The following is an 18,365-nucleotide window of genomic DNA, read 5'->3' as shown; positions in this document are numbered from 1 at the left end:
CGGTGGGTGGCATGGAGCGCGGCGCGCTTTCCGGCCACCTTCCCGTGATGTACGCGCAGGTGCTCGACGGCCTGAACGTGCGCGGGAATGGAACGTACCTGGACGGCACGTTCGGGCGTGGCGGTCATGCGCGCGGCGTGCTGGAACGACTCGGCCCCGGAGGCCGTCTGCTGCTCATGGACAAGGACCCCGAAGCGATTGCGGTGGCGATGCGCGAGTTCGCGCAGGACGCCCGCGTCGCGGTCTTCCGTGGCAGCTTCGCCGAGCTTGCGCAGTGGAACGAAACCGCCGCCGGTCTCGACGGCGTGCTGTTCGACCTGGGCGTGTCTTCGCCGCAGCTGGACGTCGCCGAGCGCGGTTTCAGCTTCGGCAAGGACGGCCCGCTGGATATGCGCATGGACCCCGACAGCGGCGAGAGCGCGGCGCAGTGGCTCGCGCGCGCCGAAGACCGCGAGATCGCCGACGTCCTGTGGACCTACGGCGAGGAGCGCATGAGCCGCAAGATCGCGCGCGCCATCGTGGCCCGTCGCGACGCGCAGCCGCTGCTACGCACCGCACAGCTGGCCGATCTCATTGCCTCCGTGGTGCCGCGCGGCGACCAGAAGATCCATCCGGCCACGCGCAGCTTCCAGGCCATCCGCATCTTCATCAACCGCGAACTCGTCGACCTGGAAACCGGCCTGGACGCCGCATTGGCGCGCCTGAAGCCCGGCGGCCGGCTCGCGGTGATCAGCTTCCATTCGCTGGAAGACCGCATCGTCAAGCAGTTCATCGCGCGCCACAGCAAGGCGCCGCCGGCCAACCGCCGCATGCCGGTAGAGGTGGCGTTCACGCCGGTGCTGCGCGCGATCGGTTCGGCGCAGAAGGCATACGACGAAGAAACCTCGGCCAATCCGCGGGCTCGCAGCGCGGTACTGCGCGTGGCGGAAAAGCTGGGAATCGGGAACGAGGAAGGCGCAAACGCCTCGGACGGCGTCTCCGACACGGCACAGCCGGCAACGGGCCGTGGAGACCGGCGGGAAGCGATGGCGCCCGGTGAGCCGGAACTCCGGCGATTCCGTCTTCCGCGTACCCGATTCCCGGCTGCTGTGGAGCGGCACGAGGAGGCGCGACTGTGAGCGTCGTGCGCCTGCTGCTGAGCGTGCTGGTGGTGGCCAACGTCGTTTCGGCGCTGGCCGTCGTGCAGGCGCGCCATGAGCACCGGCAGCTGTTCGTGCAGCTCAGCCGTCTGGAGCGTTCGCGCGACGAACTCAACATCGAGTTCGGCCGCCTCCAGCTCGAACAGGCCACCTGGGCGGAGAGCAACCGCATCGACCAGGTCGCGCGCGACCGCCTGGGCATGAAGTTCCCCGAAGGCGCCGAAACCGTGGTGATCCGTCCATGAACGGCCCTTCGAAGCATTCGCGTGGCAACAAGTCCGGACGCAGCGGGCCGCTCGATGCCGTGCTCGCATTGCGTGAGAAGTTCGCCGGCGATCGCGATCGCAACGGCGGCAAGAACCGTGTGCGCGCCTCGTTCAACCTGCGCAACCGGCTTATCCTGGTGGGCGGCGCGCTGGGGCTGTGCTCGATCGCGCTGGTCGGCCGCGCGCTGGACCTGCAGGTCATCAGCAACGATTTCTATCGCCAGCAGGGCGATGCACGCTCGCTGCGCGAGATTCCGATCCCGACCTCGCGCGGCATGATCACCGACCGCAACGGCGAGCCGCTCGCCGTGTCCACGCCGGTCGAGTCGATCTGGGCCAACCCGCAGGAACTGCTGAAGAATCCCACTCGCATCCCGCAGCTGGCGAAGGCGCTGGGCGTGTCGCCCGATGCGCTGACACGCAAGCTCAGCCAGCGCTCGAGCAAGGAATTCGTTTACCTCAAGCGCCGCATCAATCCCGACGAGGCCAAGCGCATCCTTGCCTACAAGGTGCCGGGCGTGTTCTCGCAGCGCGAGTTCCGCCGCTTCTACCCGCAGGGCGAAGCGATGGCGCACATCCTGGGCTTCACCAACATCGACGACCTGGGACAGGAAGGCCTTGAGCTCGCGTTCGACGACTGGCTGCGCGGCAAGCCCGGCGCCAAGCGCGTGATCCGCGACGGCGCCGGCCGCATCGTCGAGAGCGTGGACCTGGTGAAGGCCGCCGAACCCGGCCGCGACCTCACCCTCACCATCGACCGCCGCATCCAGTTCCTCGCCACGCGCGAACTGCGCGGCGCGCTGGAGCGCACTGGCGCCAGCAGCGGTTCGGCCGTCGTGCTCGACATCGCCACCGGCGAAGTACTGGCCATGGCGAACCTGCCGACCTACAACCCCAATGCGCTCTCCGTCGGCAATCCCGACACGCACCGCAATCGCGCGGTGACCGACGTGATCGAGCCGGGTTCGACGATGAAGCCGCTCACCGTGGCCGCTGCGCTGGAAGCGGGGGTGATCACCCCGCACACGCGCTTCGACACCAACCCGGGCTGGATGCCGAACGGCCGGTTCCGCACGACCGACCACCACAACTACGGCGTGCTCGACACGACGGGCGTGATCACCAAGAGCTCCAACGTCGGCGTGTCGAAGATCGTCGCCAAGCTGCCGAACCAGGAGTACTACGAGTTCCTCAAGCGCTTCGGCTACGGTCGCAAGACCAACAGCGGCTTCCCGGGCGAGTCCTCGGGCGTGCTCGCGCCGCCGTCGCGCTGGAGCGGCACGACCAAGCAGACGATGTCCTACGGCTACGGCCTGTCGGCGACACCGCTGCAAATCGCGCAGGCGTATGCGGCGCTGGGCAACGGCGGCAAGCTGATCGCGCCGACCTTCGTGAAGGGCGAACGGCACGAGCCGGTGCAGGTGCTCGATCCGGCCATCTCCGGCCAGATCATGCGCATGATGCAGACCGTGACCGAGCCGGGCGGCACCGCCACGCAGGCGGCGATCCTGGGCTACCACGTCGCCGGCAAGACCGGCACGGCGCGTAAGTTCAACGAATTCGGCGGCTACTCGCGCCGCTACGTGTCGTTCTTCGCCGGCGTGGTGCCGGTGAACAATCCGCGCTTCTCGATGGTGGTGGTGGTCAACGATCCGGATCCGGCGAAGGGTTACTTCGGCGGCTTCGTGTCGGGCCCGGTCTTCAAGAGCGTCATGGAAGGCGCGCTGCGTCTGATGGACGTCGCCCCGGACGACATCGACACCTGGATGGCCGCGCAGGCCGAAGCCGAGGCCAAGCGCGCCAAGGCCAACGGCGGCAAGCCGACCGGCGCCGTGCTGCCCGCACCGGTCCATGCCTCCGCCGCCGCACTGCCGTTGCCCACCGGCATGGTGAGCCAGCCGGGAGGTGCGCGATGAGCCGCCTCATGCCGCTGGCCGAACTGTTGCCCGACGTGGACGGCATTCCGCCGGAGCTGGTCATCACCGGGCTCGTGCTCGACAGCCGTGCGGTGCGACCGGGCAACGCATTCGTCGCGATCGCCGGCTTCGGCGCGCACGGCCTGCGCTTCGTCGAGCAGGCGCGCGCGGCCGGTGCCGCCGCGATCCTGTTCGAGCCGCCTGCGCCGGACGACCTGCCCGCGCCGCACGACGCCATCGCCGTGCCCGGGCTGCGTGAGCGCCTGGGCGAGATGGGCGACCGCTTCCACGGCCGCGCCACCGAGGCGATGACCGTGGTCGGCGTGACCGGCACCAACGGCAAGACCTCCACCGTGCAGCTGCTCACGCAGGCATGGAACGTGCGCGGCATCGTCAGCGGCAGCGTGGGCACGCTCGGCGCCGGCCTGTATGGCCAGGTCGTTCCGACCGGCTTCACCACGCCGCTGGTGCTGCAGACGCATGAGCTGCTCGCGCAGATGCACGACGACGGCGCGCAGGCCATCGCGATGGAAGCCAGCTCGCACGCGCTCGACCAGGGCCGCGTGGACGGCGTGCATTTCGACGTGGCGGTGTTCACCAACCTCACGCGCGATCACCTCGATTACCACGGCGACATGGCGACCTACGGCGCCGCCAAGGCGCGCCTGTTCGCGTGGCCGGGGTTGAAGGCCGCGGTGATCAACCTCGACGACGCATTCGGGCGCGAGCTGATCGGCACGCTGCCGGCCGGCGTGCGCGCGATCGGCGTGAGCTCGCGCGACGACGCGGCGGCGACGCTGCGCGCGCACAACCTGCGCTTCGACAACGCCGGCATCGGCTTCGACCTAGTCGTCGACGGCGAAACGCATGCGGTGCAGTCGCCGCTGCTGGGCCGCTTCAACGTCGACAACCTGCTGGCGGTCGCGGGCGTGCTGCTGGCGCTCGGCGATGCGCCGGCGCAGGTCGCCGACACGCTGTCCTTGCTGCGGCCGATCCACGGACGCATGAACCGCCTCGGCGGCGACGGCGTCGCACCGCTGGTGGTGATCGACTACGCGCACACGCCCGACGCGCTGGAACAGGCGCTGTCTTCGCTGCGAGGCCATGTGCAGGCCCGGCTGATCTGCGTGTTCGGCTGCGGCGGCGACCGTGATCGCGGCAAGCGTCCGCAGATGGCCGCCATTGCCGAGCAGCATGCCGACGTGGTGATCGTCACCGACGACAACCCGCGCTTCGAGGACGGCGATGCCATCGTCGCCGACATCATGGCCGGCTTCGCGCATCCGCAGCGCGTGACCGTGCAGCGCGACCGCGCTGCCGCCATCGCGCACGCGGTGGGCATGGCCGGCGCCGACGACATCGTGCTGGTGGCCGGCAAGGGCCACGAGCCGTACCAGGACATCCAGGGCGTGCAGCATCCCTTCGACGACACGCAGGTCGCCCGCGCGGCGCTGGAGGCACGCCAGTGAAGCCGCGTCGCCTGTCCGAGATCGCGCGCATGACCCGCGGCCGCCTGGTCGGTGAGGACCGCGTGGTCGACGCCATCGCCACCGACACCCGCGCGCTGCCGAAGCAGGGCGCAGCGCTGTTCGTCGCACTCAAGGGCGAGCGCTTCGACGGCCACGACCACGTCGCCAAGGCCGCGCAGGCCGGTGTCGCCGCGGCGCTGGTATCGCGCGACGTGGATGCGCCCGTCGCGCAGATCGTCGTCGCCGACACCGAGCGGGCGCTGGCCGACTTTGCCGCCGCCGTGCATCGCGAACGGCTTTCGGAAGGTAACGCGCAGAAGGTCGTGGCGATCACCGGCAGCAACGGCAAGACCAGCGTGAAGGCGCTGACGCTGTCGATCCTGCAGCGCGTCGGCGTCACCTACGCCACGCCGGGCAATCGCAACAACGAGATCGGCCTGCCGCTGGCGGTCATCGACGCACCCGAAGGCGTGCAATTCGCGATCTACGAGATGGGCGCCGGCAAGCCGGGCGACATCGCGTACCTCACCGACATCGCGCGTCCGGACGTGTCGATCGTCAACAACATCGCGCCCGGCCACCTGGAACGCATGGGCAGCCTGCTCGGCGTGGCCGACACCAAGGCGGCGATCTACGACGCGCTGCCGGCGGACGGCGTCGCCGTCATCAACGCCGACGACGCATTCGCGCCGTACTTCGCCGAGCGCGCGCACGGCCGGCGCCTGCTGCGTTTCGGGCTGGAAGCGAGCGCCGACATCACCGCGCGCAACATCGAAGCGCTGGCCGACGGCTCGCGCTTCGTGCTCGTGACGCCGCAGGGCGAAGCGGCGATCGCGCTCGCACTGCCGGGCCGCCACAACGTAAGCAACGCGCTCGCGGCGGCAGGTCTGGCGCTGAGCGCAGGCGCTTCGCTGGAGGCGGTGGCCGAAGGGCTCAACGCCGCGCGTCCGGTCGCCGGCCGGCTGATCTCGCACCGCCTCGAAAACGGCGCGGTGATCATCGACGACAGCTACAACGCCAATCCCGGCTCGCTCGCCGCGGCCATCGACACGCTCGCCGCAGGCGGCGGTGAGTCGTGGCTGGTGCTGGGCGACATGCGCGAACTCGGCGCCGACGCCGAAGCGATGCACGCCGAGGCAGGTCGCCGCGCCAAGGGCGCCGGCATCCGCCGTCTCTACACGCTCGGGCCGTACAGCGCCGCCGCATCGGCCGCGTTCGGCGAGGGCGCCAGGCATTTCGAAACGCACACCGCGCTGGCGCAGGCGCTCGGCAACGAGCTGCACGACGGCGTGCGCGTGCTGGTCAAGGGTTCGCGCGGAAGCGCGATGGACAGGATCGTGGCCGCGCTCGTGGGCCCGCAAGAAGGGGAACCCCATGCTGCTTGAACTCACGCGTTGGCTTGAACAACTGCAGAGCCTGTTCGGTCTGTTCGGGTATCTCACCTTCCGCGGCATCCTCAGCGCGCTCACCGCGCTTGCGCTGTCGCTGTGGTGGGGGCCGGCGGTGATCCGCAAGCTCGGCCAGCTCAAGGGCGGCCAGCCGATCCGCAAGGACGGCCCGCAGTCGCACTTCTCCAAGGCCGGCACGCCGACCATGGGCGGCGCGCTGATCCTGCTCACGGTGATGGCTTCGGTCCTGCTGTGGGGCGACCTGCGCAACAAGTACGTTTGGATCGTGCTGCTGGTAATGCTCGCCTTCGGCGCGATCGGCTGGTACGACGACTGGATCAAGATCGTCCGCCGCGATCCCAACGGCCTGAAGTCGCGCTGGAAGTACCTGCTGCAGTCGATCTTCGGCCTCGGCGCCGGCCTGTACCTGTGGTTCTTCGCCGACGTGCCGGCGGCGACGACCTTCTACGTGCCGTTCTTCAAGTCGATCGCGCTGCCGCTGGCGGGCATCGGTTTCGTCACCATCGCCTACCTGTGGATCGTCGGCTTCTCCAATGCGGTGAACCTCACCGACGGCCTCGACGGTCTGGCGATCATGCCGACCGTGCTGGTCGCCTGCGCGCTGGGTATCTTCGCCTACGCCTCGGGCCATGCAGAGTTCTCCAAGTACCTGCAGATTCCCGCCGTGCCCGGCGCGGGTGAACTGGTGATCATCTGCGCGGCGATCGCCGGCGCGGGACTCGGGTTCCTGTGGTTCAACACCTACCCGGCGATGGTGTTCATGGGCGACATCGGCGCGCTCGCGCTGGGCGCCGTGCTGGGCACCATCGCGGTGATCGTGCGCCAGGAACTGGTGCTGGTGATCATGGGCGGCATCTTCGTGATCGAGACGCTCTCGGTGATGATCCAGGTGGCTTCGTTCAAGCTCACCGGCAAGCGCGTGTTCCGCATGGCGCCGATCCACCACCACTTCGAGCTCAAGGGCTGGCCGGAGCCGCGCGTGATCGTGCGCTTCTGGATCATCTCGGTGGTGCTCGTCCTCGTCGGCCTGGCCACGCTGAAGGTACGTTGATGAGCGAATCCGCGCGCCAGGCAACACGACTCGACGCGATCGGCGGCCACTTCGACCCGTGGCTGCTTGGGATCTCGTGCGCGTTGGCGTGCCTGGGCGTGGTGATGGTCGGCTCGGCTTCGATCGGTGTCGCCGATGGCCACGACGTCAGTCCGTTCTACTTCCTCACGCGCCACGTGGTGTTCCTCGCCATCGGCCTGGTGATGGCGCTGTGGGTGATGCGCACCGAACTGAAGACCATCGAGCAGCACAATCAGTGGCTGCTGCTGGTGTGCTTCGTACTGCTGATCGCGGTGTTCGTGCCGGGCATCGGCCGCAGCGTGAACGGCGCACGGCGCTGGCTCAACCTGGGCTTCTCCAACTTCCAGGCGGTGGAGGCGGTGAAGCTGCTCTACATCGTCTGGCTGGCCAGCTACCTCAAGCGTTACAGCGAAGAGGTCACCGCGACCTGGGGCGCGATGCTCAAGCCGATCGGCGTCGCCGTGGCGCTGGTGATGATGCTGCTGTTGCAGCCGGACTTCGGTTCGTCCTCGCTGCTGCTGGCGATCACCGCCGGCATGCTGGTGCTGGGCGGCGTGAACATGCCACGCATGTTCGGCCCGGTGCTGATCGGCCTGCCGGTGCTGGCGGTCGTCGCGATCGCGGAGCCGTATCGCGTCGTGCGCCTGACCTCGTTCCTGGATCCGTGGCAGGACCCGTTCAAGACCGGCTACCAGCTCACCAACGCCCTGATGGCAGTGGGTCGCGGCGAATGGCTGGGCGTGGGCCTGGGCGCGTCGGTGCAGAAGCTGTCCTACCTGCCCGAAGCGCACACCGACTTCATCATGGCCGTGATCGCGGAAGAGTTCGGCTTCCTGGGCGTGTGCGCCGTCGTCGGCCTGTACGCGGCCCTGGCCGGACGCGCGTTCTGGCTCGGCCTGAAGTGCGTGGAGATGCGCCGTCACTTCGCTGGCTACTGCGCCTTCGGCATCGCGCTGTGGATGAGCCTGCAGAGCTTCGTCTCGATCGGCGTGAACCTGGGCCTGCTGCCGACCAAGGGCCTCACGCTGCCGATGATTTCCTACGGCGGTTCGAGCGTGATCATGACCTGCGCCGCGCTCGGCCTGCTGCTGCGCGTGTCGTACGAACTCGACCGCGCGCAGCGCCAGGTCGCCCGCGTGCGCAACGACAACGCGCCGCTGTCGCCCACGCCGTCGTCGAACGAAACCGCCGCACCGAATGCGACGCCGCTGCCGTCGCGCAAGCCGGCCGCCGCAACCGCGTCCGCGCGCGGCACCAGCCGCCTGCAGCAGCGCGTCGAACCGACGCTCGGGAGGATCGCATGATGTTGCCTGCGACCGACTCCGACCTGCATCCGGTGATGATCCTCGCCGGCGGCACCGGCGGGCACATCTTCCCGGGCCTCGCCGTCGCCAGGGCACTCAACGAGCGCGGCGTGCCCGTGCTCTGGCTCGGTGCCGAAGGCGGGATGGAAACGCGCCTGGTCCCGCAGCACGGCATCGCCATCGACACCATCGCCGTGCGCGGCATGCGCGGCAAGGGCGTCGCGACGCTGCTGGCCACGCCGTTCCGCATGATCGGCGCGGTGCGCGCCGCACTGCAGACACTGCGCGAGCGACAGCCGCGCGCGGTCATCAGCTTCGGCGGTTATGCGGCGGGGCCGGGTGGTCTGGCGGCGCGACTGGCCGGCATTCCACTGATCGTGCACGAGCAGAACCGCGCACCGGGCCTGACCAACCGCGTTCTCGCGCGTTTCGCGCGGCATGTGCTGACGGGGTTCCCCGGCACGTTCGCGAACGAGGAAGTGGTCGGCAATCCGGTGCGTGCGGAAATCTCGGCGGTGGCGCCGCCGGAACAGCGCTTCGCCGGACGCAGCGGCCCGCTGCGCGTGCTCGTGCTGGGCGGCAGCCAGGGTGCGCGTGCGCTCAACAGCGCCGTGCCGCAGGCCGTCGCCGGACTGCGTGGCCGCGTGCAGTGCGAAGTGCGGCACCAGAGTGGCGAGAAGCTGCGCGAGGAAGCCGAGCGCGCTTACGCGCAGGCGGGCGTGCAGGCTTCGGTCGAACCCTTTATCGCCGACATGGCCTCGGCGTACGCCTGGGCCGATGTCGTCGTCTGCCGCGCCGGCGCGTTGACGCTCGCGGAGCTGTGCGCCGTCGGCGTGGGCAGCGTGCTGGTGCCGTTCCCACAGGCGGTGGACGACCACCAGACCAAGAACGCGCAATACCTCGTCGATCGCGGTGCCGCGCAGTTGCTGCCGCAGGGCACGGCGGGCGATCTCGGCCAGCGTCTGTCGGCCACCCTCGAAATCCTCGGCGAACGCGGCGCCCTGCTGCAGATGGCGCAGGCCGCACGCGCGATCGCCAAGCCCGACGCGGCCGACCGCGTCGCCCAACTGGTTCTGGAGCAAGTCGAATGAGTACGGCCCTGCGTCGCCGCCTGCAGCACACCGGCGACCTCGCCAAGGCGTTCCCGCGCGTGCACTTCGTCGGCATCGGCGGCGTCGGCATGAGCGGCCTGGCCGAGGTGATGTGCACGCTGGGCTATCAGGTGTCCGGCTCGGACAACGCCGATAACGCGGTGACGCGCCGTCTGGCCAAGCTCGGCGTGACCGTCAACAAGGGTCACGCTGCGGCGAACGTACTGGGCACGGATTGCGTGGTCGTGTCGAGCGCGATCAAGGCCGACAACCCCGAGCTGATGGAAGCGCACGCGCAGCGCATCCCGGTCGTGCCGCGTGCGGAAATGCTGGCCGAGCTGATGCGCTTCAAGCGCGGCATCGCGGTGGCCGGCACGCACGGCAAGACCACGACGACGTCGCTGGCCGCGAGCGTGCTCGCCGAAGGCGGCATCGACCCGACGTTCGTGATCGGCGGGCAGCTGCTCGCCGCAGGCGCGAACGCGCGCCTGGGCAAGGGCGAATGGCTGGTGGCGGAGGCCGACGAAAGCGACGGCAGCTTCCTGCGCCTGAACCCGCAGATCGCCATCGTCACCAACATCGACGCCGATCACCTGGAAAACTACGGCGGCGACTTCGCCCGCGTGCAGGCGGCGTTCGAGGAATTCATGCACCGCCTGCCGTTCTACGGCCTGGCCGTGCTGTGCATCGATGACGCGGAAGTCGCGGCGCTGGCGGCGAAGACGCCGCGCCACGTGATGACCTACGGCTTCAGCATTGATGCCGACGTGCGCGCCGAGGACGTGCAGCAGCACGGCCCGAACATGCGCTTCACGCTGTGCCTGCCCGATGCGACGCGCACGCCGATCACGCTCGCGCTGCCGGGCCGCCACAACGTGCAGAACGCGCTGGCGGCCGCTTCCGTCGCGTGGCAGCTCGGCGTCGCCGCCGATGCGATCGCGCGCGCGTTGCAGAACTTCGCCGGCGTCGGCCGCCGCTTCAACCTGCTCGGAACTCCGTCCACGTCGAAGGGCGCGACGGTGCAGCTGGTCGACGACTACGGTCATCATCCCAAGGAGCTGGAGGCGGTGTTCGCCGCCGCGCGCGGGGGCTGGCCGGACAAGCGCCTGGTCGTCGCGTTCCAGCCGCACCGCTACAGCCGCACGCGCGATCTGTTCGACGAATTCGCCGCCGTGCTGTCGAGCGTGGACGTGCTCGTGCTGACCGAGGTGTATCCGGCCGGCGAAGCGCCGATCGCCGGTGCCGATGCGAAGTCGCTGGCACGCGCGATCCGCGCGCGCGGCCGCATCGATCCGGTCGTGGTGAGCGGCGCCGGCGATCTGTCGTCGGTGCTTCCCGATGTCCTCAACGATGGCGACCTGCTGCTGATGATGGGCGCGGGCGACATCGGCTACGCCGCGCAGCAGATCGCCGCGAACGGCTTCGACGGTTCCAACGGAGAGAAGAAGTGAGCGCACGGCCCGCCAACATCGGTTCGCTCCGGATCACCGATCCGGCCGCCTTCGGCCGCGTCGCCGTGCTGATGGGCGGTACCAGCGCCGAACGCGAGGTCTCGCTCGACTCCGGTCGCAACGTGCTCGAAGCGTTGCGCTCGCGCAATGTAGACGCCTTTGCGGTGGACGGCATTCCCGCCCTGATCGACGCGATTCGCGCCGGCAGTGTCGACCGCGTGTTCAACATCCTCCACGGCAACAAGGGCGGCGGCGAAGACGGCGTGCTGCAGGGGCTGTGCGAGGCGCTGGGCGTGCCGTACACGGGCTCGGGCGTGCTCGGCTCGGCGCTGACGATGGACAAGATCCGCACCAAGCAGGTGTGGCTGAGCCTCGATCTGCCGACCCCGCGCTACGTCAGGCTTGCCAAGGGCGACGACGTGCACGCCGCTGCCCGTCAGCTGGGCCTGCCGGTGTTCATCAAGCCGTCCAGTGAAGGCTCCAGTGTCGGTGTCTCGCGCGTGCTGAACGATGCGGACCTCGAGGCGGCCGTCGAACTGGCTGCGAACTACCCGGGCGAGATGCTGATGGAGCAGCTCATCGTCGGCGAGGAACTCACCGTGCCGGTGCTGGGCGGCGTGGCGTTGCCGTCGATCCGCATCGTGCCCAAGGGCGAGTGGTACGACTACCACGCCAAGTACATCGCCGACGACACGCAGTACCTGTGCCCCGGGCTCGAAGGCGCGGAAGAGACCGAGATCGGCCGCATCGCAAGCGAAGCGTTCGTCGCCGCCGGCTGCCGCGGCTGGGGCCGCGTCGACTTCATGCGCGATCGCGCCACCGGCCAGCTGTACCTGCTGGAAGTGAACACCGCGCCGGGCATGACGAGTCATTCGCTGGTGCCCAAGGCCGCGCGCCAGGTCGGCATCGAATTCGATGAACTGTGCTGGCGCGTGCTCGAGTCCAGCCTGGCCGACGAAGGAGGTGCGGTGGCGTGAACGCCATGCTTCGCCTCGTCGGATGGATCCTCGCGGTAGCGCTGGTCGTGCTGCCGGTCGTGGCCGTGCTCAACGGCTGGGTCGGTGCAGGCCATTGGCCGCTGACCAAGCTGCGCGCGACCGCCGAGTTCGAACGCGTGGACGGCGCGCTGCTGCAGAAGACGCTGTTGCCGTATGCGCAGCGCGGCTTCTTCGCGGTGGATCTGGCGGCGGCGCAGGATGCCGTGTCGAAGCTGCCGTGGGTCGAGCGTGCGGAAGTGCGCAAGCGCTGGCCCGACGTGCTGGAAGTGACGGTGTACGAACACCGCCCGTTCGCGCGCTGGGGCGACGACCTGTTGCTCTCGCAACAGGGGCGGTTGTTCCCGGCCAAGGGCATCCAGGTGCCGGAAGGCCTGCCGCAATTCGGTGGCCCGGAGTCGCGCGTCGGTGATGTCGTGGAGCTCTACAACGAGTCGCGCGCGATGTTCGCGCCGATCGGTCTGGAGGTGCGCGAGGTCGAGCTCGATCCGCGCGGCAGTTGGACGCTTGCGTTGGACAACGGCGCGCGGATCGTCGTCGGCCGCAGCGAGGCGCGCGCCCGGCTGGGCCGTTTCGTGCGACTGCTGCCGCAGCTTCTCTCGCAACAGGCGCAGGTGCTCAAGCGCGCCGACCTTCGTTACACCAATGGTTTTGCACTCACGTGGGCGCCGATTCCGGTGTCGGCGCCGGTGCCGCAACAGCAGCAAGGACAATCATGAACCGCAAGGGTGACAAGTCGCTCATCGTCGGCCTCGACATCGGCACCTCCAAGGTGGTGGCGCTGGTGGGTGAATATTCCCAGGGCAATCCCATCGAGGTGATCGGCATCGGTTCGCACGAATCGCGCGGCCTAAAGCGCGGCGTGGTCGTGGACATCGAATCCACGGTGCAGTCGATCCAGCGCGCCATCGAGGAAGCCGAGCTGATGGCCGGCTGCGAGATCCGCTCGGTGTACGCCTCGATCTCCGGCAACCACGTGCAGTGCCGAAACTCGCAGGGCATCGCGCCGATCCGCGACGGCGAGGTGACTTACGGTGATCTCGATCGCGTGCTCGATGCGGCCAAGGCCGTGGCGATTCCCGCCGATCAGAAGATCCTGCACGCGATCCCGCGCGACTACGTGCTGGACGATTCGCAGGAAGGCATCCGCAATCCCGTCGGCATGACCGGCGTGCGCCTGGAGGTGCATGCGCACCTGGTGGTGTGCGCGCAGTCGGCGGCGGCGAACATCAGCAAGTGCGTGCAGCGCTGCGGCTTGCAGGTGGACGACCTGGTCCTGAGCGTGCTGGCGTCCAGCCAGGCCGTGCTGACCAGCGACGAGCGTGAACTCGGTGTCGTGCTGGTCGATATCGGCGCGGGCACGACCGACATCGCCGTGTTCGTCGGCGGCGCGATCGCGCACAGCGCGAGCCTGCCGATCGCCGGCGACAAGGTGACCGAGGACATCGCGCACATGCTGCGCACGCCCACGCCGGAAGCCGAGCAGATCAAGGTTCGCTATGCGTGCGCGCTGGCGCAGATGGCGACGGCGGAAGAATCCATCCAGGTGCCCAGCGTCGGCGATCGCCCGCCGCGCCGCATGCCGCGCGCGTCGCTCGCGCAGGCGGTGCAGGCGCGTTACGAGGAAATCTTCGAAATGATCCAGGCCGAACTGCGTCGCAGCGGCTTCGAGCAGCACGTGCGCGCCGGCATGGTGCTCACCGGCGGCGCCGCGAAGATGGAAGGCGTGGTCGAGCTGGCCGAAGAGATGCTGCAGATGCCGGTGCGCGTGGGCATTCCGCAGCACGTGACGGGGCTGGGCGAAGTGGTCGGCAACCCGGTGCATGCAACGGGCGTGGGCCTGTTGCTGATGGGCAGCCAGATCGAGAACCCGCGGCGTCCGGTGATTCCGACCGGTCGCGCGGGCAGCTTCTTCAGCAAACTCAAGAATTGGTATCGCGGCGAGTTCTGATGATCGAACGCGCCACAGGTTTCATGGAATCGACGCGGCAAGGGCCGACGCCGGTTCCCGGTCCGGAGAGGCAAGCCGGATCACGCGGGCAGGCGAGGCGAAGGCGAAGCGGTACTTGCGGTTCGGCAACACCATCGATTCGAAAGACACACCACATAACTAGCACTACATAACGAGGACGACGACATGGCACATTTCGAACTGGTTGAAAAAATGGCCCCGAATGCGGTGATCAAGGTCATCGGCGTGGGTGGCGGCGGCGGCAACGCCGTGGCGCACATGGTCAGCGGCAACGTCGACGGCGTGGAGTTCATCACCGCCAACACCGACTCGCAGGCCATCAAGAACTGCGGCGCGAAGCTGCAGCTGCAGCTGGGCAGCAACGTCACCAAGGGCCTGGGTGCGGGCGCGAATCCGGAAGTCGGCCGTCAGGCTGCGCTGGAAGACCGTGAGCGCATCATGGACGCCCTCACCGGCGCCGACATGGTGTTCATCACCGCGGGCATGGGCGGCGGCACCGGCACGGGCGCGGCTCCGGTCGTGGCGCAGCTGGCCAAGGAGATGGGCATCCTGACCGTGGCCGTGGTGACCAAGCCGTTCCCGTTCGAAGGCCGTCGTCGCATGCAGGTCGCGCTGAAGGGCATCGAGGAACTGAGCCACCACTGCGACTCACTGATCACCATCCCGAATGAAAAGCTGATCACCGTGCTGGGCCGCAACGCCACGATGATCCAGGCGTTCCGCGCCGCCAACGACGTGCTGCTCGGCGCCGTGCAGGGCATCGCCGATCTGATCGTGCGTCCGGGCCTGATCAACGTCGACTTCGCCGACGTGCGCACCGTGATGAGCGAGATGGGCCTGGCGATGATGGGCACCGGCGCGGCTCGCGGCGACGATCGTGCGCAGGCCGCGGCCGAAGCGGCGATCCAGAACCCGCTGCTGGACGACGTGAACCTGTCCGGCGCCAACGGCATCCTGGTCAACATCACCGCCGGTCCGGACTTCACGATGGCCGAGTTCGACGAAGTCGGTCGCACCATCGAGAACTTCGCGTCCGAAGACGCGACCGTCGTCATCGGCACCGTGCTGGATCCGGACATGCAGGACGAGGTGAAGGTCACGGTGGTTGCCACGGGCCTGAACCGTGCGGTCGCCCGCCAGTCCGTGCGCGGCAACGAGCGCGAGGCCCATCGGGCCCCGATCACGCTGGTTCGCAACGCCACGACCGGGCAGCCGGAGTTCTCGGCCATGGACGAGATGCCGACCGCCCGTCCGAGCTTCGGCACCAGCCTGCGCGGAAGCGCCGGCAGCCGCAGCGTGGAGCCGGCGGCCCCGGCCGTCGCCGATTTCGGCAGCGACAGCAGCTATCTGGACATTCCGGCGTTCCTGCGCAGGCAGGCGGACTGAGTTTCACCCGGTCCTCCCCCAGTGATGGGGGAGGGCCTTAGTCGTCCGTCGTCCTTTCTGGCCCCTCGTGGGGCAGGGGCCGGCCGGTCCGCTCTAGCGGGTCCGGCCGGCCGTCTTGCTGTCCCGGTTCGTGACTTGTTTCCGTCATGGTTCAGGGCCTGCGGTGCTATTCTTGCCGGCCCGTTCAGGCGAGAACCATTTGCATCCGCCTGCTGTCGGACTCACCTAAGAAGACGCCGTCCCCCGATAGGTCCCTTGCGATGCTGCGCCAGCGCACCCTCAAGAATGTGATCCGCGCCACCGGCGTGGGCCTGCACAGTGGCGAGAAGGTCTTTCTCACCCTGCGTCCGGCGCCGGTCGATACCGGCATCGTGTTCCGTCGCGTGGACCTGGAGCCGGTGATTGAAGTGCCCGCCAGCGCCGAACTGGTCACCGAGACCACGCTGTGCACCGGCCTGACCTGCGGCCCGGCCAAGATCCAGACCGTCGAACACCTGCTGTCGGCCCTGGCCGGCCTGGGCGTCGACAATCTATATGTGGAGCTGTCCGCGGCCGAAGTGCCGATCATGGACGGTTCCTCTGGCCCATTCGTGTTCCTGCTGCAGTCCGCCGGCATCCAGGAGCAGGAGGCGCCCAAGCGCTTCATCCGCATCAAGCACCCGGTGGAAGTGCGCGACGGCGACAAGGTCGCCCGCTTCGAGCCTTACGACGGCTTCCGCCTGGATTTCACCGTGCAGTTCGACCATCCGGCCATCCCGGCGTCGCAATCGCGGGCCGTAGTGGAGTTCTCCACCGCCAACTACATCCAGGAAGTCAGCCGCGCCCGCACGTTCGGGTTCATGCGCGACCTGGAGTACATGCGCGACCGCAATCTCGGCCTGGGTGGCTCGATGGACAACGCGATCGTGCTGGACGAGTTCCGCGTCCTCAACGAGGACGGGCTGCGTTACGCCGACGAGTTCGTGCGCCACAAGATCCTCGACGCCGTGGGCGACCTGTATCTGGCCGGTCACCCGGTCATCGGCGCCTATGTGGGCTACAAGTCGGGCCACGCGCTCAACAACAAGCTCGTGCGCGCGCTGCTTGCCGAACGTTCAGCCTGGGACGAAGTCACGTTCACGCAGGCCGACGTCAAAGAGGCTCCCGTCACCTACGGGATCCCCGCCACGGTCTGAGGCGGGGCACGTGGGCGGTCCGCGAAAGGCGCCGCAATCGGTTTCATGAATTGGCCGGACGTCACAGACGTGAACTTCGCGTGACGCATTAACGTATTTTTTACGTTTTTCTTCCGAAATGTTTCCAACCCTTTAACAAGTTCAAAGGGTTAGGCCTTTAGCATGCCCCCGACCCTGGCGTATCGGCGTCCGCGGCAATAACCCTGCCAAAGTCGACGTGAGCTCAGGTCGGGTCGCTGGAGCCGGAGGAGTCCGGGTCCTTCAGTGATTCCAAGGCTGCCTGCAGAGCTTGCAGTGCAGCCGCAGAGATGGGTTTGGCGTTCCGGCCAGATTGCGGGGAGGCAGTCACCGGCGTTGTCGTTTTGACGATGAGTTCAGCCGCATCCAGCCCGATGGAACGGGCCGCGTCGAGCAGTTCAGGGGCAGCGAGCCGCATCTTGGCTCGCCACACCGGGGCATCGACGACAAACACGAGCCGGCCGCGTTCGTAATTGGCCAGTCGCGCATGCGCGGCCAAAGAAGGCGGCAGGAGTGGGCGAAACCGTTGGTCCAGTTCGTCAAGCCACATGGCACGACGCACCGGACCGCCAGCGGGCTCGGCGAGGAGCGCATCCAGCGCATTTCGCGGAGTCGAAGGGTGGCCTTTGGGCGACCTGGGCTTGGAATCAGAACTAGACATGACTTATTCGACCATCGTAAACAAATCCCGCACGCACCTGTCGCATTGGCTTGCGAGCGCCGGCCACTGGGGCGCACAGCGCCCGGGCCTCGCGATCGCGCTCCTGCTGGGCACGGGCACGGCGCTGGGGGCCGGCGTCAGCCTGGCCGACAACGCCATGCTGCGCAGCAAGGCAGAGAAGCAGGAAGCGCTGATAGCGGTAACCCGTCGCGACGCGCAGCGAGAGATCAACGCCCTGGCCGCCCGCATGGGCGAGCTGCAGGCCGAGGCCAACCGCCTCAATGCCCTGGGCGAACGCCTGACCCGCATCGGTCAGCTGCAGGACGGCGAGTTCGATTTCGACAAGCCGGTCGGCGTCGGCGGCGTCGGCCCGGTCCGCGACATGACCAAGACCGAGCTCGACGACGGCATGGCCACGCTGGGCGCTCAGTTCAAGGCGTCGGGCGAGCAGCTCTCCGTGCTGGAATCGCTGCTGTTCAACCGCCAGCTCGACATGAACGCCGTGCCGGGCCGCGAGCCGATCGCCAACAGCTACATCACCTCCGGCTTCGGCGGCCGCGCCGACCCCTTCAGCGGCGGCCATGCCAACCACAAGGGCATCGACTTCAAGGCCAACGTGGGCGACCCGGTGCTGTCCGTCGCCGACGGCGTGGTCAGCTACTCGGGCGTGCGCTCGGGCTATGGCAACGTCATCGAGGTCGATCACGGCAACGGCTACGTCACCCGCTACGCCCACAACTCGCGTCTGACCCGCAAGGTCGGCGAACTGGTCCGGGCTGGGCAGGAGATCGCCAAGGCCGGCTCCACGGGCCGTTCGACCGGCGCCCACGTCCACTTCGAGGTGTGGGAAGACGGCCGCGTCGTGAATCCGCGCAAGTTTCTCAGCCAGCAGTCGCCGCTGAAGATGGAGATCAACGGCTGAGGTCGCCGCGACCCGCCCCAAGGCGGGTTGCGAAGGCGGTCGCGGATCGCGCCATGGCCGGTCAGCCGCGCCTTGCAAGCACGGGCCGGTGTCCCCACGCTACAATCGGCGTGGCCACA

General features: G+C 68.4%; 16 protein-coding genes. 15 read left to right on the top strand and 1 reads right to left on the bottom strand.

What is annotated here, in order from left to right; all coding sequences use genetic code 11:
* Nucleotides 1-11: 11 nt before the first annotated feature.
* The 14 genes from rsmH (at nucleotide 12) to lpxC (ending at nucleotide 16,645) form a co-directional block, all read left to right on the top strand.
* Nucleotides 12-1,118 (top strand): 16S rRNA (cytosine(1402)-N(4))-methyltransferase RsmH, encoded by a 1,107-nt coding sequence (gene rsmH, locus JI752_RS05385; RefSeq protein ID WP_216960251.1) that lies wholly within the window; start codon nucleotides 12-14, stop codon nucleotides 1,116-1,118.
* Nucleotides 1,115-1,384, top strand: a complete 270-nt coding sequence (gene ftsL, locus JI752_RS05380) for a cell division protein FtsL (protein ID WP_216960248.1) — start codon at nucleotides 1,115-1,117, stop codon at nucleotides 1,382-1,384. Before rsmH ends, ftsL begins: the two co-directional genes overlap by 4 nt.
* Nucleotides 1,381-3,321 (top strand): penicillin-binding protein 2, encoded by a 1,941-nt coding sequence (locus JI752_RS05375; protein WP_216960245.1) that lies wholly within the window; start codon nucleotides 1,381-1,383, stop codon nucleotides 3,319-3,321. The genes ftsL and JI752_RS05375 overlap by 4 nt, the downstream gene beginning before the upstream one ends.
* The gene (locus JI752_RS05370) at nucleotides 3,318-4,790 is read left to right on the top strand and encodes a UDP-N-acetylmuramoyl-L-alanyl-D-glutamate--2,6-diaminopimelate ligase (protein WP_216960242.1); all 1,473 of its coding nucleotides are present in this window, start codon (nucleotides 3,318-3,320) and stop codon (nucleotides 4,788-4,790) included. The genes JI752_RS05375 and JI752_RS05370 overlap by 4 nt, the downstream gene beginning before the upstream one ends.
* 29 nt (nucleotides 4,791-4,819) lie before the next feature.
* Nucleotides 4,820-6,175, top strand: a complete 1,356-nt coding sequence (gene murF / locus JI752_RS05365) for a UDP-N-acetylmuramoyl-tripeptide--D-alanyl-D-alanine ligase (protein WP_216961828.1) — start codon at nucleotides 4,820-4,822, stop codon at nucleotides 6,173-6,175.
* The gene (gene mraY, locus JI752_RS05360) at nucleotides 6,165-7,250 is read left to right on the top strand and encodes a phospho-N-acetylmuramoyl-pentapeptide-transferase (RefSeq protein WP_216960239.1); all 1,086 of its coding nucleotides are present in this window, start codon (nucleotides 6,165-6,167) and stop codon (nucleotides 7,248-7,250) included. The genes murF and mraY overlap by 11 nt, the downstream gene beginning before the upstream one ends.
* Nucleotides 7,250-8,575 (top strand): putative lipid II flippase FtsW, encoded by a 1,326-nt coding sequence (gene ftsW, locus JI752_RS05355; RefSeq protein WP_216960236.1) that lies wholly within the window; start codon nucleotides 7,250-7,252, stop codon nucleotides 8,573-8,575. Before mraY ends, ftsW begins: the two co-directional genes overlap by 1 nt.
* Nucleotides 8,575-9,666 carry an undecaprenyldiphospho-muramoylpentapeptide beta-N-acetylglucosaminyltransferase gene (murG, locus tag JI752_RS05350; protein ID WP_216960234.1) on the top strand — a complete coding sequence of 364 codons (1,092 nt, stop codon included), beginning with the start codon at nucleotides 8,575-8,577 and terminating at the stop codon, nucleotides 9,664-9,666. Before ftsW ends, murG begins: the two co-directional genes overlap by 1 nt.
* A gap of 8 nt (nucleotides 9,667-9,674) precedes the next feature.
* Nucleotides 9,675-11,117: a UDP-N-acetylmuramate--L-alanine ligase gene (gene murC, locus JI752_RS05345; RefSeq protein WP_216961827.1), complete on the top strand. Its 1,443-nt coding sequence runs from the start codon at nucleotides 9,675-9,677 to the stop codon at nucleotides 11,115-11,117.
* On the top strand, nucleotides 11,114-12,094 hold the full coding sequence (locus tag JI752_RS05340) for a D-alanine--D-alanine ligase (protein ID WP_216960231.1): 981 nt from the start codon (nucleotides 11,114-11,116) through the stop codon (nucleotides 12,092-12,094). Before murC ends, JI752_RS05340 begins: the two co-directional genes overlap by 4 nt.
* The gene (locus JI752_RS05335) at nucleotides 12,091-12,831 is read left to right on the top strand and encodes a cell division protein FtsQ/DivIB (RefSeq protein ID WP_216960228.1); all 741 of its coding nucleotides are present in this window, start codon (nucleotides 12,091-12,093) and stop codon (nucleotides 12,829-12,831) included. Before JI752_RS05340 ends, JI752_RS05335 begins: the two co-directional genes overlap by 4 nt.
* On the top strand, nucleotides 12,828-14,063 hold the full coding sequence (gene ftsA / locus JI752_RS05330) for a cell division protein FtsA (RefSeq protein ID WP_216960225.1): 1,236 nt from the start codon (nucleotides 12,828-12,830) through the stop codon (nucleotides 14,061-14,063). Before JI752_RS05335 ends, ftsA begins: the two co-directional genes overlap by 4 nt.
* A gap of 186 nt (nucleotides 14,064-14,249) precedes the next feature.
* A complete protein-coding gene (gene ftsZ, locus JI752_RS05325) occupies nucleotides 14,250-15,470 on the top strand; it encodes a cell division protein FtsZ (RefSeq protein WP_216960223.1) in 1,221 nt (406 codons plus the stop codon).
* 260 nt (nucleotides 15,471-15,730) lie between these two features.
* The gene (lpxC, locus tag JI752_RS05320; protein ID WP_216960220.1) at nucleotides 15,731-16,645 is read left to right on the top strand and encodes a UDP-3-O-acyl-N-acetylglucosamine deacetylase; all 915 of its coding nucleotides are present in this window, start codon (nucleotides 15,731-15,733) and stop codon (nucleotides 16,643-16,645) included.
* Between the two features lie 223 nt (nucleotides 16,646-16,868).
* Here the strand turns inward: lpxC and JI752_RS05315 are convergent, their stop codons facing one another.
* Complete coding sequence (locus tag JI752_RS05315) at nucleotides 16,869-17,324, bottom strand: DUF721 domain-containing protein (RefSeq protein ID WP_216960217.1); 456 nt, start codon at nucleotides 17,322-17,324, stop codon at nucleotides 16,869-16,871.
* Here JI752_RS05315 and JI752_RS05310 point away from each other — a divergent pair.
* Complete coding sequence (locus JI752_RS05310; RefSeq protein WP_216960213.1) at nucleotides 17,323-18,246, top strand: M23 family metallopeptidase; 924 nt, start codon at nucleotides 17,323-17,325, stop codon at nucleotides 18,244-18,246. The two genes, JI752_RS05315 and JI752_RS05310, sit on opposite strands and share 2 nt — an antisense overlap.
* Nucleotides 18,247-18,365: the final 119 nt, after the last annotated feature.

Origin of the sequence: Lysobacter sp. MMG2 (assembly GCF_016735495.2) — a bacterium.
In the GTDB taxonomy this organism is placed as follows: Bacteria; Pseudomonadota; Gammaproteobacteria; order Xanthomonadales; family Xanthomonadaceae; genus Lysobacter_J.
Note: the sequence above shows the minus strand (reverse complement) of the source record. Positions and strands in the feature narration are given on the sequence as shown.

Bases quoted from the DNA above. Each gene is read 5' to 3' on its own strand.
- JI752_RS05375 (WP_216960245.1), top strand. From the start codon at position 1,381: ATGAACGGCCCTTCGAAGCATTCGCGTGGCAACAAGTCCGGACGCAGC.
- ftsZ (WP_216960223.1), top strand. From the start codon at position 14,250: ATGGCACATTTCGAACTGGTTGAAAAAATGGCCCCGAATGCGGTGATC.
- lpxC (WP_216960220.1), top strand. From the start codon at position 15,731: ATGCTGCGCCAGCGCACCCTCAAGAATGTGATCCGCGCCACCGGCGTG.
- ftsW (WP_216960236.1), top strand. From the start codon at position 7,250: ATGAGCGAATCCGCGCGCCAGGCAACACGACTCGACGCGATCGGCGGC.
- ftsA (WP_216960225.1), top strand. From the start codon at position 12,828: ATGAACCGCAAGGGTGACAAGTCGCTCATCGTCGGCCTCGACATCGGC.
- rsmH (WP_216960251.1), top strand. From the start codon at position 12: ATGGAGCGCGGCGCGCTTTCCGGCCACCTTCCCGTGATGTACGCGCAG.
- murF (WP_216961828.1), top strand. From the start codon at position 4,820: ATGACCCGCGGCCGCCTGGTCGGTGAGGACCGCGTGGTCGACGCCATC.
- JI752_RS05310 (WP_216960213.1), top strand. From the start codon at position 17,323: ATGACTTATTCGACCATCGTAAACAAATCCCGCACGCACCTGTCGCAT.
- JI752_RS05370 (WP_216960242.1), top strand. From the start codon at position 3,318: ATGAGCCGCCTCATGCCGCTGGCCGAACTGTTGCCCGACGTGGACGGC.
- JI752_RS05315 (WP_216960217.1), bottom strand. From the start codon at position 17,324: ATGTCTAGTTCTGATTCCAAGCCCAGGTCGCCCAAAGGCCACCCTTCG.
- murG (WP_216960234.1), top strand. From the start codon at position 8,575: ATGTTGCCTGCGACCGACTCCGACCTGCATCCGGTGATGATCCTCGCC.
- mraY (WP_216960239.1), top strand. From the start codon at position 6,165: ATGCTGCTTGAACTCACGCGTTGGCTTGAACAACTGCAGAGCCTGTTC.